Genomic DNA, 14248 nt, shown 5'->3' with positions numbered 1-14248 from the left:
CTGCCGTCGTTGCGGGATCGTCCCTATGGTCGCATCGTTGCCATCGCCTCGACCGCCGGCCTCAAGGGCTATCCCTATGTCAGCGCCTATGTTGCGGCAAAGCATGCCGTGGTGGGCTTGGTCCGCTCGCTTGCGCTGGAGCTGGCGACTACCAACGTGACTGTCAATGCTGTTTGCCCAGGCTTCACGGATACCGACCTCGTTGCGGGCAGCATCGACAACATCATCAAGAAGACCGGCCGCAGCCGGGAACAGGCGACTGCCGAATTGGCGCGTCATAACCCGCAGGGGCGCCTGATAGCGCCGGCCGAAGTCGCCGATAGCGTGCTTTGGCTGTGTGGCACCGGTGCCGGTGCGATTACCGGTCAGGCGATCGCGGTCGCGGGCGGTGAAGTTTGAAATCAACAACAATCGCGATTGATGAGGAAAGACCCATGAGCCGGCCAGCCAATCCCGTCACGCTGCCCTTGGCACAATATCAGCCCCAGCACTTCCTGCTCGCGGCGGCCGATGGCGTGGCGACCGTGACCTTGAACCGCCCGGAACGAAAGAATCCGCTGACGTTCGAGAGCTATCGCGAACTCACGGATTTCTTCCGTGCCTGCGCCTTCGATGATGCACTCAAAGCGGTGGTGGTGACGGGTGCGGGCGGCAATTTCTCGTCCGGCGGCGATGTGTTCGAGATCATCGGGCCGCTGGTGAAAATGGACACCAAGGGGCTGACCGCCTTCACCCGCATGACCGGCGATCTCGTCAAGGCGATGCGAGCCTGCCCGCAGCCGATCGTGGCCGCGGTCGAGGGCATCTGCGCCGGGGCGGGCGCGATCATCGCCATGGCCTCCGATATGCGTCTGGCCGCAAACGGCGCCAAGGTCGCCTTCCTGTTCAACAAGGTCGGGCTTGCCGGCTGCGACATGGGCGCCTGCGCCATCCTGCCCCGCATCATCGGGCAATCGCGTGCTTCGGAACTGCTCTATACCGGTCGTTTCATGACCGCGGAGGAGGGCGAGCGCTGGGGCTTCTTCAGCCGGATCGTCGCGGCCGATCAGGTTCTGCCGCAGGCGCTCGCGCTGGCTGCAGGGGTGGCGCAGGGGCCGACCTTCGCCAACACCATGACCAAGCGCATGCTGGCGATGGAGTGGGCGATGTCGGTGGAGGAAGCCATCGAGGCCGAGGCTGTGGCCCAGGCGCTCTGCATGACCACAGGCGATTTCGAGCGCGCTTTCGAGGCCTTTTCGAATAAAGCCAAGCCGGTATTCCAGGGCAACTGACCGGGGTTCGCGCAACAGAGCCCTTGAAGAGAAACTTGCGACAAGATATTTTAGGTTTAAAATAATTTTCGGATCGATAGCCTGCTCTTGGAGGGTATCATGAAGATCGCGGTCATCGGTGGTGGTCCGGCCGGCCTCTACTCAGCGATCCTGCTAAAGAAGCAGCGTCCCGGCGCCGATATCACGGTCTATGAGCGCAATCGCCCCGACGACACGTTCGGTTTCGGCGTGGTGTTCTCCGATGCTACCCTCGACAATTTCGAGAAGTATGATCCGCCGAGCTATCGCCGCATCACCCAGGAATTCGCCTATTGGGATGATATCGCGGTGCATTTCCGCGGCACGGTGCACCGGGTGGGCGGCAACGGTTTTTGCGGCTGTTCGCGCCGGACGCTGCTCCTGATCCTGCAGGAGCGCGCCCGCGAGCTCGGCGTCAACGTGCGCTTCGAGACCGAAATCGGCGACGAGGCGCGCTTTGAAGGAGCCGACCTCGTCATTCTCGCCGACGGCATCAACAGCCGCTTTCGCGAGAAATACATCGATCACTTCCAGCCCGAGGTCGACCTGCGCTCCAACATGTTTGCCTGGATGGGGTCGACGCGGCCGCTCGATGCTTTCACCTTCATCTTCCAGGAGACGGAGTGGGGGCCCTTCATCGCCCACGCCTATCAATACGAGGTCGGGCGCTCGACCTGGATTTTTGAGACCGACCCGGAGACTTTCAGGCGCGCCGGCTTGACGGGTCTGGACGAGCGTCAGTCGGCCGATCGCATGGCCGAGATTTTCGGCTGGTTTCTCGATGGCCATCCGCTGCTGATCAATCGCTCGATGTGGCGCAACTTTCCGATGATCCGCAACACGCGCTGGGTCAAGGACAACATGGTGCTGCTGGGCGACGCCAAGGCGACCGCGCATTTTTCGATCGGGTCAGGAACCAAGCTCGCGATGGAGGATGCGATTGCGCTTGCCGATGCGATGGCGCGCGCGCCTGACGTCGCTGCCGCCCTGAAGGACTACGAGGAGGGGCGCCGCGAGGAAGTGGAGAAGACCCAGCACGCCGCTGACGTCTCCTTGGTTTGGTTCGAACATGTCGACCGCTTCTGGGATTTCGACCCGGTTCAGTTCGCCTTTGGCGTCATGACCCGCTCCAAGGCGATCACCTATGACAATCTCACGCTGCGCGCGCCGGGTTTCGTCGCCGAGGTCGATAAGGCCTTTGCGCGGCAGGTACAGGCGCGCGGGCTCGACGTCGATGTCGAAAAGCCAGTCGCCCCGATGTTCCAGCCGCTCAAACTGCGCGACATGCGGCTAGAAAATCGCGCCGTGGTCTCGCCGATGTGCATGTATTCGGCCAAGGAGGGTGTGCCGACCGATTTTCATCTGGTGCACTATGGATCGCGCGCGATCGGTGGCGCCGGCCTGATCTTCACGGAAATGACCTGCGTCGGCCGCGAGGCGCGGATCACGCCCGGTTGCGCTGGTCTGTGGACCGATCAGCAGGAGGTCGCCTGGCACCGCATTGTCGATTTCGTGCACACCAACTCCGCCGCTAAATTCGCATTGCAGCTTGGCCACGCCGGCCGCAAGGGCGCCACCAAACTGATGTGGGAGGGGATCGACCGGCCGCTTGAGGAAGGCGGCTGGGACGTCATCTCAGCGTCGCCAATTCCTTACTTTCCCGACAGCCAGGTGCCGCGCGAAATGGACCGTGCCGCGATGGAGGCGGTCAAGGCCGCGTTCGTGGCCTCGGCAGAGCGTGGCGAGCGCTGCGGCTTCGACATGCTGGAGCTGCACTGTGCCCACGGCTACTTGCTGGCAAGCTTCATCTCGCCGCTCACGAACACGCGCTCGGATGCCTATGGCGGCTCACTGGAAAACCGCCTGCGCTTTCCGCTGGAAGTTTTTCAGGCGATGCGGGCAGCATGGCCGGCACACAAGCCGATGTCGGTGCGCATTTCCGCGACCGACTGGGCAGAGGGCGGGATCACAGGCGACGATGCGGTCCAGATTGCCCGGGCCTTCGCCGAGGCCGGCGTCGACCTGGTGGATGTCTCGACCGGCCAGACCGTGCGTGATGCCCAGCCGGTCTATGGACGCATGTTCCAGACCCCGTTCTCCGATCAGGTGCGTAACGAGGCGCGGGTCGCCACCATGTGCGTCGGCAACATCACGACATCGGATCAGGTCAACACCATCCTGGCCGCCGGGCGGGCCGATCTCGTAGCGCTTGGCCGGCCGCATCTGGTTGATCCCTCCTTCACGATGAGGGCCGCTGCCTGGTACGGCGCTGACGGGATGTTCTGTCCGCCGCAATATCTGCCCGGCAAGGAGCAGATCTTCCGCAACAGCTTGCGGGACCGGCAGGACTTCGAAGACCTGAAGATTAAGGCTAAGCCGAAGACCCGGGCCGAGCTCAGGGAGGAGGCGCGAAAGCCGCTTGCGGCGGAGTAAGCGGCCGTGCGACCCTCTCCGGCGGCATTGGTCGGCGTTGGGGTACGGAGTTCAGGCCATGAAGGCGGTTATCGTTGGCTGCGGGATCGGCGGCCTTACCATGGCATTGATGCTGCGGGCGCGGGGCATCGAGTGCGAGCTGTTCGAGCAGTCGGAAACCATTCGCGAGCTCGGCGTCGGCATCAATACGCTGCCGCATGCGATCCGCGAGCTCGCCGGGATCGGCCTTTTGGATCGTCTCGATGAGGTCGCGATCCGCACCCATGAGCTGTTCTACCTGACCCGGCACGGCCAGCAGGTCTGGCACGAAAAGCGCGGGCTCGATGCCGGCCACGAGGTTCCGCAATTCTCAATTCATCGCGGCCGCCTGCAAGGCGTCATCCATCAGGCTGTGCTCGAACGGCTCGGCAACGACGCCGTCCACACCGGCTGCCGCCTCGGTGCGTTCACCCAGGACGAGGGCGGGGTGACCGGCTATTTCTTTGACCGCAGCGGGGCTCACACGCACACGGCGCGCGGCGATATTCTGATCGGCGCCGACGGCATCCACTCCAAGGTTCGGCAGACGCTGTTTCCCGAAGAGGGACCGCCGTGCTGGAATGGCCTGATGCTGTGGCGGGGTGCCGCGGACTGGCCCGTTTTCCTGACGGGACGATCCATGATCATCGCCGGTGGCCTCAACGCCAAGGCGGTGATCTATCCGATCGCGGAAGGGTCGAGCCCAGCCAGCCGCCTGACCAACTGGGCGGTGCTGGTCAAGATCGGGGACGGCACGACGCCGCCGCCGCGTCGGGAGGACTGGTCGCGGCTCGGCAAGCCGGAAGAGCTGATGCCGCATGTCGCCGGCTTCTCAATCTCCCAGGTCGATTTCGCCGCCTTGGTGCGCGCGACGCCGGAGTTCTGGGAATACCCCTGCTGCGACCGCGATTCCTTGCCGTATTGGTCGAGCGGCCGCGTCACCCTGCTTGGCGATGCCGCGCACCCGATGTATCCGGTCGGCTCGAACGGGGCGTCCCAGGCCATTCTCGACGCCCGCAGCCTCGCGGATGCGCTGGCCCGCTCCGAGCACCCGCGCCAGGCCCTTGTCGCCTATGAGCGGCAGCGCCTGCCGATGACCGCCGAGGTGGTCGCCTCCAACCGGCGCGGCGGCCCCGAGGGCGTCATTGACGCCGTCGAGCAACTCGCGCCCCAGGGCTTCACCGACGTCGACACGATCCTGAACTACGAGGCGCGCGAGGCGATCGTCCGCGGCTATGCCGCGCGGGCGGGATTTGCCGCGCGGGTCGTCTCGCGTTAGTCCTCAAGGCGGTCCCTTGGCTAAGCCGGGGGCGGCGGCAGGAAGTGGATATTGTGCTCGGCCGCGAGCTTGATGACCTCTTCCGGATTCTGCTGCTTCATGTTGTGAATGGCCCAGAACAGATCGTAGAGCCTGCGGGTCGGTGACACCCAGAACAGCGTCTTTGCCGGCTGCTGCGACTTGTTGAAGATTCCGTGCGGCTTGCCCATCGGCAGGCGCACGGTATCTCCAGGAGTGGCATACTCATCGGCGCCGTCGAGCATGAAGTCCAGCCGGCCTTCCAGGATGTAGAGATACTCGTCCTGATCGGGATGGATGTGCGGTGGCACGAACGTCCCCGGCGGGAATGTCGCGTGCCAGGAAAAGCTCTGGTCGGAAAGGCTTTTCGGCACATAGGTCTGGCCAAGAATACTCCAGGTGATGCCCTGGATGCCCTCATTGGCCCGCGTGATGCCGGCGATCTCGGTCCTCATGGCGATGTGTTTCCTTTCCCTTGCTTACTTGGCTGCCGCGCAATCCTTGGCATAGCGGTCGCCATAGTTCTCGAACACTTTTTGCACGATCTCAGTCTGGAATTTTCCGTCGGGACGCTTGGCGACCTTGGTCAGGTAAAAATCCTGGATCGGATAGCCGTTGGTGTTGAACTTGAAGCCGCCGCGCAATGACGCGAAATCGGCCTTCTTCAGCGCAGAAGCGACCGCATCCTTGTTCGAGAGATCGCCCTTCACCGCTTTGACCGCGCTGTCGATCAGCATCGCGGCGTCGTAGGCCTGCATAGCGTAGGTGCCGGGCACGCCGTTGTAGGCGGCCTCGTAGCCGGCAACGAATTTCTTGCTCGCGGCATTATCGAGATTGGGGGCCCAGTCGGCACCGCCGAACATGCCGACCGCGGCATCCTGCTGTGCCGGCAGGGTCGATTCATCGACGGTGAACGCGGAGAGCACGGGGATGCTGTCGGCGAGGCCGGCCTGCCTGTACTGCTTCACGAGGTTGACGCCCATGCCGCCCGGCATGAAGGTGAAAACGGCATCTGGCTTGAGCGATGCAATCTTGGAGAGTTCGGGCTGGAAGTCCAGCGAGCCCAGCGGCATGTAGGATTCCTCGACGATCTCGCCCTTGTAGTCGAGCTTGAAACCCGCGACGGAATCGCGGCCTGCCTGATAGTTCGGAACCAGCAGATAGACGCGCTTGTAACCGCGATCCTGCGCGACCTTGCCGAGGATCTCGTGCACCTGGTCGTTCTGATAGGAGGTCACATAGAAAAACGGGCTGCACTCCTTGCCGGCGTAGCTCGACGGACCTGCATTCGGGCTGATCAGGAACGTCTTGTTGTCGATGACCGGCTTGTGAATCGCTTGTAGGATGTTGGAGAAGATCGGGCCGACGACGAAATCGACCTTGTCGCGTTCGAGCAGGCCCTTCACCTTGGTGACCGCGCCGTCGGGCTTCAGCTCGTCGTCTGCCACGACGACCTCGACATCTTTCCCGGCCATCTTGCCGCCCAGATCCTTGACCGCGAGCGCAAAACCATCGCGCACCTGCTGGCCAAGCGCGGCCGCCGGTCCCGAAAGCGTCACGATGACGCCAATCTTGATCTTGTCCTGTGCCAAGGCCGGGACAGCGGCAACGCTCCACAACGCGACCAGCACGGCCAAACTCAACTGTCTTTTCATTATGCTCCCCTCGATCGGCATCGGGGTCCACGCCAATTGAACCCGCTCATCCGTTTCGAGCTTATTCTGATGAAGGCTTTCGCCGCAAGCGACGCCGTTGACGCGCCTGACCCCGCGAGGGCGGCATGCAATCCCCGCGCCAGTTATTTGAAGCCTAAAGAAATGCCGACCGAAAGCGTAGCGCAGACGGGGCTTTGACTTGCCGCGACTCCCAAATTGTTCGAAACTTAAAGCAATGCCGGCTCGCCCGCGATTGCCGGCAGCGGCGCCGCGCGGGTAGGGCATGCGAGCATGATGCTGGATTCCGAGACCAAGGCCGTCGAGCAACCGGAAGATCACGCCGACGAACTCAGGCTGTGGCTTCGGCTCCTGACCTGTACGACCCTGATCGAGGGCGAAGTGCGCACCCGGCTGCGCGCGCGCTTCGACGTCACGCTGCCGCGCTTCGATCTGATGGCCCAGCTCGACAAGGCGCCTGATGGTATGACCCTGTCCGATGTGTCGAAGCGGATGATGGTCTCGAACGGCAATGTCACGGGGCTGGTGGAGCGTCTCGTCGAGTCCGGGCATCTCGATCGGCGCACATCCGCGACTGATCGCCGCGTGCAGGTGATCCGCCTGACCAAGCTCGGCCGCGCCGAGTTCCGCAAGATGGCGGCCGAACACGAAACCTGGATCGCCGACATGTTCTCGGAACTGACGCCCAAGGATGTCCGTGAATTGATGCGGCTCTTGGCCAAGACCAAGGCGTCGGCACAAAACTCGGCCAAGCGCCGGTCAGGCTGATGCGGGCGCCGCGGCACAGGCAAATCTCAGGGACAGAAAGGGGCAGGAAACGCCGATTTGGACTATTGCGCAAAATTATTTTAAGCCTAAAATGTTTAAGGATAAAGCGCTGCCGGGCGTTCGCGATTGTTGGTCTCGAGCCGTTTCTTCAGGAGCGAGGGAGCGATGGAAATGTCAGGTCAAGAGCCGAGGCTGGGTCCTTCGGGTCATGTTGACGATTTTGCGCGGCGGAATCTTCCGCCCTTCCAACATTGGCCGGATCTGCTGCTCGACCGGTCGGAGTTTCAATATCCCGATTATCTGAACGCCGGTGTCGAGCTGACCGACCGCATGGTCGAAAAGGGATTTGGCGATCACACCGCCCTGATCGGCAACGGCCGCCAGCGCACGTACAAGGAACTCGCGGATTGGTCGAACCGTCTGGCCCATGCCCTGGTCGAGAATTACGGGGTCAAGCCCGGCAATCGCGTCCTGATCCGCTCGGGCAACAACCCTGCGCTGGTGGCGGCATGGCTGGCTGCGACCAAAGCGGGCGCCGTCGTCGTCAACACCATGCCGATGCTGCGCGCCGGCGAGCTCGGCAAGATCGTCGACAAGGCGGAGATCGCGCTGGCGCTCACCGACAGCCGCATCGCCGATGAACTGGTCGCCTGCGCCAAGACCAGTCGTTTTCTGAAGCAGGTGGTGAACTTTGACGGCACGTCGAACCATGATGCGGAGCTTGATCGCGTGGCGCTCAACAAGCCGGTCCGGTTCGATGCGTTCAAGACCGGCCGGGACGATGTCGCCTTGCTCGGCTTTACCTCCGGGACAACAGGCGAACCCAAGGCGACGATGCATTTTCATCGCGACCTCCTGATGATCGCGGATGGCTACGCCAGAGAAGTCCTGCAAGTTACGCCCGATGATGTCTTCGTCGGTTCGCCGCCGCTTGCATTTACGTTCGGCCTTGGAGGACTTGCGATCTTCCCGCTGCGGTTCGGCGCGACCGCCACGCTGCTCGAGAACGCGTCCCCCGGCGAGATGATCAAGATCATCGAAACCTACAAAGCCACGATCAGCTTTACTTCGCCGACCGCCTATCGCGCCATGATGGCGGCGATGGAGCAGGGAGCCGACCTGTCGTCGCTGCGCCTTGCGGTATCGGCCGGCGAGACGCTGCGCGCGCCGGTGTTCGAAAGCTGGACCCGCAAGACCGGCAAGCCCATTTTGGACGGGATCGGCAGCACGGAGATGCTGCACATCTTCATCACCAATCGGGTCGAAGACGCCACCGCGGGTAAAACGGGACGGCCGGTGACGGGCTATGAGGCGAAGATCGTCGACGACGAGATGAACGAACTGCCGGTGGGAAGCGTCGGCAAGCTCGCAGTGCGAGGGCCGACCGGATGCCGCTATCTCGCGGATCCGCGACAGACGAACTATGTGCGGGGTGGCTGGAATCTGACCGGCGATGCCTTCGTCCGCGACGAAGAGGGCCGCTTTTCCTTCGTCGCTCGTGCCGACGACATGATCATCTCCTCCGGTTACAACATCGCAGGCCCCGAGGTCGAAGCGGCGCTGTTGTCCCATCCCGCAGTGGCGGAGTGCGGTGTGGTCGGCGCGCCCGATGACGCGCGCGGCATGATCGTCAAGGCCTACATCGTGCTCGCCTCCGGCCTGGAGGCCGACGACGCGCTGGCGGCGGCGTTGCAGGACCATGTCAAACGCGAGATCGCGCCCTACAAATATCCGCGCGCGATCGAGTTCGTGGCGCAACTGCCGAAGACCGAGACCGGCAAGCTGAAGCGCTTTGCCTTGCGGCAGATGGCGCAAGGCGGTGCCTCGGCCGGCATGGCCGCGGAATGAACGCATCAAGATGATGGAGAACACCTGGTGAGCACCCAAAAAGGGCCCACACTCGCGGTGCTGCCGCTCGGCAAGGACAGCGCTTCTGCGCCCGCGAAGATCCTGCAGCCGAGCGGCTGGCCGATGCCGAAAGGCTATGCCAATGGCATGGCCGCCGATGGACGAATTGTCGTGACGGGCGGCGTGATCGGCTGGGATCGCGACGAACATCTGGCGGCCGACTTTGTCGGTCAGGTGCGCCAGACGCTGCAGAACATTGCGGCGATTCTCGCCGAAGGCGATGCGCGGCCGGAGCATCTCGTGCGGCTGACCTGGTATGTCGTCGACATGGACGAATACCTTGCGAATCTGAAGGAACTCGGCCGCATCTATCGCGAGATCGTTGGTGCGCACTATCCGGCGATGGCGCTCGTTCAGGTCGTCCGCCTCGTCGAAAAGGCCGCGCGCGTCGAGATCGAAGCCACCGCGGTGGTGCCGCGGTAACATCAAGGCTTTCAGTGATCGCTGAAAGCCTTGATCGGTTGGCACATGCGTCCGAGCTTTTGGCGCGATCAGGCCACGCCTGACGGGATCAATATTCGCAGTAGCGGCGGGGATAGCGCACCCAGGCGCCATCAGGACGCTGCAGGTAGCAGCCTCTGTCGTAATAATAGTAACCGCCCCGGCGCGGCTCGCCATGCGCCGCAACTGCGGCCCCGGTTCCCGCACCGACGATGGCGCCGATCGCAGCCCCCCGGCCGCCACCGACCGCGCCACCGATGATGGCGCCCGCCGCTCCGCCCACGAGCGCGCCGCCAAGCGGGTCTTGCGCAGATGCAGTTTCAAAGGGTGCGCAGACCGCGAGCGCGAGCAGCCCGGCGAGCGCGAATTTCGGCATCATCTTGATTTCTCCCCAAGTCTCTCTTCATCAATATCGCGGGCGACACTGAAGGCAGCCTCAGCAGACGTCAAGTCGCCAGCGCGAGCAGGGCTTCCGGGGTTTTACGGAGCAAAATCAGCGTTTGGTATGTGCTCTGCGCATTCTTTCGTTTTGGACTGGGACCCAGCGGGTCCTGCAGAATTGTGGCAACGCACAGACTGGGTCGCACAGCACGCCGTGCGCCTTTCGGAGCGACGAGCTTCGCGCCCAGGCAAAATCCAGATCAACATTTTCAAACAGCAGAGAAGACGGCGCTCCATGTTCCCGCGGCAGGATATGCCCGGGTCAAGCGGCATTCGTGTCCCTCTGAAATCAAGAGCAACTGTGTTAGAAGTAGCCCGGCGATCGGCCGACCTCAAGGCTGGCGCGAAGGCGCGCCACCGCCTTCGGCGGCTGAAGGCCTTGATCCCGTCCGCTCGCCGGTCTGTTGGCTTGGCATGCGCTCGGCCGAGGACCGAGCGCGGTAAGAGCGCGCTCGCTCAGCTCACCGCAACGCGTAGCGGCTGGGATCCCATTTCGGCCGCCGCGCGAGCATGGTGTTGAGGATCACGATCAGCTTGCGCATGCAGGCGACGAGCGCCGCCTTGGGTTTTTTGCCCCTGGCGATCAGGCGATCATAGAAGGCCATGAGGACAGGGTTGTTCAGCCTGGCGGCGCCGACACAGGGCATGTAGATGGCGTTTCTCACCCAGCGGCGTCCACCCTTGATCTGGCGGTGGCCACGCCGTTTGCCGCTGTCGTCGTCATAAGGGGCAGCGCCGATCAGGGCACTGGCGATCTTGTCGCTAACTTCGCCGAGCTCGGGCAGGCCTGCAACGAGGTTTGTGGCAGTGGTCTCGCCGAGCCCGGGCACACTCTCGATGATCTCAGCGCGCTCAGCAGATCCGGAGTGGATTTCACCTTGGCGGAGATCGCATCCTCGAGCTTGGCAATCTCATTGTCCAAGCATCTCAGAACGGGGGCTTGTGCTTTCTGCACCAAGCCGGGCGCGGCGTGCTCGCTTTGGCATTGCAGGCGCGCCCTGACATTGACAAGCGCTGAGCGTGCCTTCACCAGCGCCTGCAGTTCCTCACAGGCCGCATCGTAGACCTGAGTGGCCCCCTCGCTAAAGGTCTCGGCGAACCAGGCGATCATCTCCGCGTCGATCGCATCGTTCTTGGCCAGACGTCCGGCCGACAGCGCGAAGTTGCGAACCCGCTTGGGGTCGACGATCCGCACCTCGATGTCGGCCTGGCGCATTGCCTTGGCCCAGTCCCGCTCATAGCCGCCGCTCGCCTCCATCACCGCCTTGGTCACCTTGTGCTTGCGCTAACCAGCCAACCAGCTTACCTCGTCCCTCTGGCGTGCTCGGAAAGGCCAGGCAAAGCTTGAGCGCACGGATGCACGCGTCCACCTTGGCCTTGGAGACATCGATGCCGACGACAACAGCGTCATTTTGTGCCATCATCCACTCCCTTCTTTGCTCGGTTCGGGCTCAAAGCCCATGCAACTGTTCGGGTTGAGGAAGACACCGGAGCTGTCCCACGCTCTCTAACAGGCTCATGGCCTTTGGCGCAGCGGGCTTAGTTCCAGCAACGGGCGGTTGGTGAGAACCGCCCGTTTGCACATTCTGGCAGATTTTCTCCACACAAGGGCGCAGTCACGACCACCGCGTCCCGCGGCGCGTGCGCAAAGACTTTGTGACGCAGTGAGACTAACCCAATCAGGGTTTAGAGTGCCAAGGGCACGCCGGCGATTTCTGCCTGGCATCGCTTGACCAGTGTATCCGGCGTTCCCTTGGCATCGACGATGGTCCAGTCGACTGTCCCGATCCGATAGCTCTCTTGGGTGGCGGCAATCTCGGTCGTTGCATCGGAGGCATCGGCGCCTCGGCCCGCGATACGTTCTTGTCGGGTGGCGAGGTCCGCCACGAGAAAAAAGCCTGCGAAGCCTACGCCGGCTTTGCGCGCCGCCTCGCGAATGGCATTGCGCTCCTCTTCCTTCGCATAGACCGCATCGACCACGACGGAATGCCCTTGCGATAGCATTTCCCGCGCGCGGTCGACCATTGCCTCGTAGATCCCTACGTTGATCTCCGGCTCATAGGCGTTGGCGGGGAGTTTCTCGGTTTCGCCGAGTCCGAAAAGTTGCTTTCTCAAGACGTCGCTGCGCAGGATGACGGCGCCTGGCAGCGGCGCAACCAGCGGCGCGATGCCGCGCGCCAGGACCGACTTGCCGGTTCCTGACAGCCCGCCGACAGCAATGAGGATCGGCGCGGGCGGATGGATCAGCGTGCAGGCCAGATCGAAATAGCGGCGCGAGGTCGCTGTCATCGCCGCCTTGTCGGATGCCGAACCGTCTCGCTTTAGCCGTGCGAGCACGACGTGAGCGCGAATGGCGGCACGAATCGACATCAACAGCGGAAGCGTCGTCAACGCCTGCATGTTTTCGGGCGCCGCGATGGCAAGATAGCGGTTCAGCAGCGAGTTGGCCGCCTCCGGCCGGCCATAACGGAGAAAATCCGTCAGCGGAAATGCCAGATCGTAGAGCACATCCACCGTGGCGATCGTCTCGTCGAACTCGATCGCGTCAAACAGCACGGGCTTGCCATCGATCAGCACGATGTTCGCCAGATGCAGGTCGCCGTGGCATCGCCGCACAAATCCGCTTCGTCCGCGGATGTCGAGCAGGTTTCGAACGCGCGCAAACGCGGCCTGCGATGCGTTGTCGAGATCGTCGATTGCAGCGGGCGCAAAGCCGCCAAAAGAACTGCCGAAGGCGTGCAGCGCCGAACTGTTGCCCTGGATCAGGCGGGGAATCGAGGCGGTCCAGGCCTGTCCGTCTGCAGGCGGGGCGATCGCGTGAGAGGCCGCGACCGCGTCCGCAATGGCATCGACAAGCCCGGGATCGAGCGGGCCGGCTTCAGCCAGATGATCGATCGTCTGCCGTTCGTCGAAGCGCGTCATTTCGATGGCGTATTCCACCGGCGTGCCGTCGCCATCGAGGCTGAGCGACCCGTTTTCCGCGCGCGTGATCGGCACGACCCGTCGATAGATCTCTGGCGCAAATGGCCGGTTGATCCTGATCTCGTCCTCGCACGCTGCCTTGCGTTTCGCGAGACTCGAATAGTCGAGGAAGGGAAAGCGAACCGCACGCTTGATCTTGAGGGCCCGCGCTCCCTCGAGGAAGACTGACGCGGCATGCGTATCGATCCGGTGCATGCACGGATGCTGTTCCGGGTTTGTCAGGAACGCGAACACGCGTGCTTGGCTGTCGTCGGTTTCGGAACTCGTCATCGGCGCGCGCCTTGCGTCATGTCTAAATGGGTGACTGCCTCATGGCCGGAGCACCGCAGCTCCCAGGATCTGCCCGGTCCGGAGTTTCGCCAGCGCCGCCGTCGCGCATATAGCCGGTGAAGAGCGGGCGGTCGCAGAGATTTTCCATGCCATGCCGGCAATACGAACAGACCCCGCAGGTGTATCCGAGCTAGGGAATCCCATCGCGTGCATTTGTGTTCTCCGACCTGAGCGGCCCGGGCGGCTGCAGCAACACCTATCCGGGGCAATGGATACCAGTCTTGACCTCTGTCAACGATTGTTGGGGCGAGTGATCCTCATGACGCGGCACCTTGATCGAGATCAAGAACAAACGCCCGCGAAGCCCTAATGTTCACGGGCGAGGAGAGTGCGCATGCCGATCAAGGACGTCCTTTTGCCGCTGGTCGGGGAGCCCGATGATCGCGCGATAGCGGCGATCGAGAAATGCGTTGCGGTCGCCGGGGATCTGGCCGCCAGGATCGATGCCGTGGCGGTCCAAGAGGATGTTTCCGTTCGGCCGGCGCTTCTCGCTTCGGATGACGCTGTCGGACGCGAAACGGTGCGCGGCACCACCGACGCACGCGGCCTTCTCCGGGCATTCGATGATGCCGCGACCCGCTTCGGGGTGCGCCACGTGCAGGACTTGCGACGGCTGCCTGGCGACGAGATTGCGCCGGCGCTCGCGTGGCAGGCCCGATTGAGGGATC

Annotated in this window: 13 protein-coding genes and 1 pseudogene; 8 read left to right on the top strand and 6 right to left on the bottom strand. The window is 63.1% G+C overall.

Annotation, left to right across the window (positions count from 1 at the left end; all coding sequences use genetic code 11):
• The 4 genes from JOZ76_RS15855 to JOZ76_RS15840 all read left to right on the top strand — a co-directional run.
• Positions 1-399: SDR family NAD(P)-dependent oxidoreductase (locus JOZ76_RS15855; RefSeq protein WP_291699555.1), on the top strand; the 399-nt coding region annotated here is incomplete at its 5' end.
• A gap of 35 nt (positions 400-434) precedes the next feature.
• Positions 435-1271 carry an enoyl-CoA hydratase family protein gene (locus JOZ76_RS15850; RefSeq protein WP_291699554.1) on the top strand — a complete coding sequence of 279 codons (837 nt, stop codon included), beginning with the start codon at positions 435-437 and terminating at the stop codon, positions 1269-1271.
• Between the two features lie 99 nt (positions 1272-1370).
• A complete protein-coding gene (locus tag JOZ76_RS15845; RefSeq protein ID WP_291699553.1) occupies positions 1371-3722 on the top strand; it encodes a bifunctional salicylyl-CoA 5-hydroxylase/oxidoreductase in 2352 nt (783 codons plus the stop codon).
• Between the two features lie 58 nt (positions 3723-3780).
• Entirely contained in the window at positions 3781-5019 is a 1239-nt protein-coding gene (locus JOZ76_RS15840) for a flavin-dependent oxidoreductase (protein WP_291699552.1), read from the top strand.
• 20 nt (positions 5020-5039) lie between these two features.
• On the opposite strand, the gene JOZ76_RS15835 is transcribed toward JOZ76_RS15840, so the two are convergent.
• Together JOZ76_RS15835 and JOZ76_RS15830 are read right to left on the bottom strand one after the other, a co-directional pair.
• Positions 5040-5492, bottom strand: coding sequence for a cupin domain-containing protein (locus tag JOZ76_RS15835; protein WP_291699551.1), 453 nt, complete (start codon positions 5490-5492; stop codon positions 5040-5042).
• Positions 5493-5516: 24 nt separating this feature from the next.
• Entirely contained in the window at positions 5517-6692 is a 1176-nt protein-coding gene (locus tag JOZ76_RS15830; RefSeq protein ID WP_291699550.1) for an ABC transporter substrate-binding protein, read from the bottom strand.
• A gap of 291 nt (positions 6693-6983) precedes the next feature.
• Between JOZ76_RS15830 and JOZ76_RS15825 the strand changes: the two genes are divergently transcribed.
• From JOZ76_RS15825 to JOZ76_RS15815, 3 genes are all read left to right on the top strand, one after another.
• Positions 6984-7478 (top strand): MarR family winged helix-turn-helix transcriptional regulator, encoded by a 495-nt coding sequence (locus JOZ76_RS15825; protein WP_291699549.1) that lies wholly within the window; start codon positions 6984-6986, stop codon positions 7476-7478.
• Positions 7479-7649: 171 nt separating this feature from the next.
• Entirely contained in the window at positions 7650-9326 is a 1677-nt protein-coding gene (locus JOZ76_RS15820; RefSeq protein ID WP_291699548.1) for a benzoate-CoA ligase family protein, read from the top strand.
• Between the two features lie 27 nt (positions 9327-9353).
• The gene (locus tag JOZ76_RS15815; protein ID WP_291699547.1) at positions 9354-9809 is read left to right on the top strand and encodes a RidA family protein; all 456 of its coding nucleotides are present in this window, start codon (positions 9354-9356) and stop codon (positions 9807-9809) included.
• Positions 9810-9897: 88 nt separating this feature from the next.
• Here the strand turns inward: JOZ76_RS15815 and JOZ76_RS15810 are convergent, their stop codons facing one another.
• The 4 genes from JOZ76_RS15810 to JOZ76_RS15795 form a co-directional block, all read right to left on the bottom strand.
• Positions 9898-10206, bottom strand: coding sequence for a glycine zipper domain-containing protein (locus JOZ76_RS15810; protein WP_441300039.1), 309 nt, complete (start codon positions 10204-10206; stop codon positions 9898-9900).
• A 523-nt stretch (positions 10207-10729) separates the two neighbouring features.
• The gene (locus tag JOZ76_RS15805; RefSeq protein ID WP_291699546.1) at positions 10730-11098 is read right to left on the bottom strand and encodes a transposase; all 369 of its coding nucleotides are present in this window, start codon (positions 11096-11098) and stop codon (positions 10730-10732) included.
• The gene (locus JOZ76_RS15800; RefSeq protein WP_291699545.1) at positions 11008-11541 is read right to left on the bottom strand and encodes an IS110 family transposase; all 534 of its coding nucleotides are present in this window, start codon (positions 11539-11541) and stop codon (positions 11008-11010) included. The genes JOZ76_RS15805 and JOZ76_RS15800 overlap by 91 nt, the downstream gene beginning before the upstream one ends.
• A gap of 413 nt (positions 11542-11954) precedes the next feature.
• Complete coding sequence (locus JOZ76_RS15795) at positions 11955-13520, bottom strand: bifunctional aminoglycoside phosphotransferase/ATP-binding protein (RefSeq protein WP_291699544.1); 1566 nt, start codon at positions 13518-13520, stop codon at positions 11955-11957.
• Between the two features lie 394 nt (positions 13521-13914).
• Between JOZ76_RS15795 and JOZ76_RS15785 the strand changes: the two are divergent.
• Positions 13915-14248, top strand: a pseudogene (locus JOZ76_RS15785) (universal stress protein); the annotation flags it as partial.

It is taken from the genome of Bradyrhizobium sp. (genome assembly GCF_019244115.1).
Classification (GTDB): Bacteria; Pseudomonadota; Alphaproteobacteria; order Rhizobiales; family Xanthobacteraceae; genus Bradyrhizobium.
Note: the sequence above shows the minus strand (reverse complement) of the source record. Positions and strands in the feature narration are given on the sequence as shown.

What these genes read in the sequence shown, in the direction of transcription:
- JOZ76_RS15850 (WP_291699554.1), top strand. Translation starts at nt 435, where the DNA reads ATGAGCCGGCCAGCCAATCCCGTCACGCTGCCCTTGGCACAATATCAG.
- JOZ76_RS15845 (WP_291699553.1), top strand. Translation starts at nt 1,371, where the DNA reads ATGAAGATCGCGGTCATCGGTGGTGGTCCGGCCGGCCTCTACTCAGCG.
- JOZ76_RS15840 (WP_291699552.1), top strand. Translation starts at nt 3,781, where the DNA reads ATGAAGGCGGTTATCGTTGGCTGCGGGATCGGCGGCCTTACCATGGCA.
- JOZ76_RS15835 (WP_291699551.1), bottom strand. Translation starts at nt 5,492, where the DNA reads ATGAGGACCGAGATCGCCGGCATCACGCGGGCCAATGAGGGCATCCAG.
- JOZ76_RS15830 (WP_291699550.1), bottom strand. Translation starts at nt 6,692, where the DNA reads ATGAAAAGACAGTTGAGTTTGGCCGTGCTGGTCGCGTTGTGGAGCGTT.
- JOZ76_RS15825 (WP_291699549.1), top strand. Translation starts at nt 6,984, where the DNA reads ATGATGCTGGATTCCGAGACCAAGGCCGTCGAGCAACCGGAAGATCAC.
- JOZ76_RS15820 (WP_291699548.1), top strand. Translation starts at nt 7,650, where the DNA reads ATGTCAGGTCAAGAGCCGAGGCTGGGTCCTTCGGGTCATGTTGACGAT.
- JOZ76_RS15810 (WP_441300039.1), bottom strand. Translation starts at nt 10,206, where the DNA reads ATGATGCCGAAATTCGCGCTCGCCGGGCTGCTCGCGCTCGCGGTCTGC.
- JOZ76_RS15795 (WP_291699544.1), bottom strand. Translation starts at nt 13,520, where the DNA reads ATGACGAGTTCCGAAACCGACGACAGCCAAGCACGCGTGTTCGCGTTC.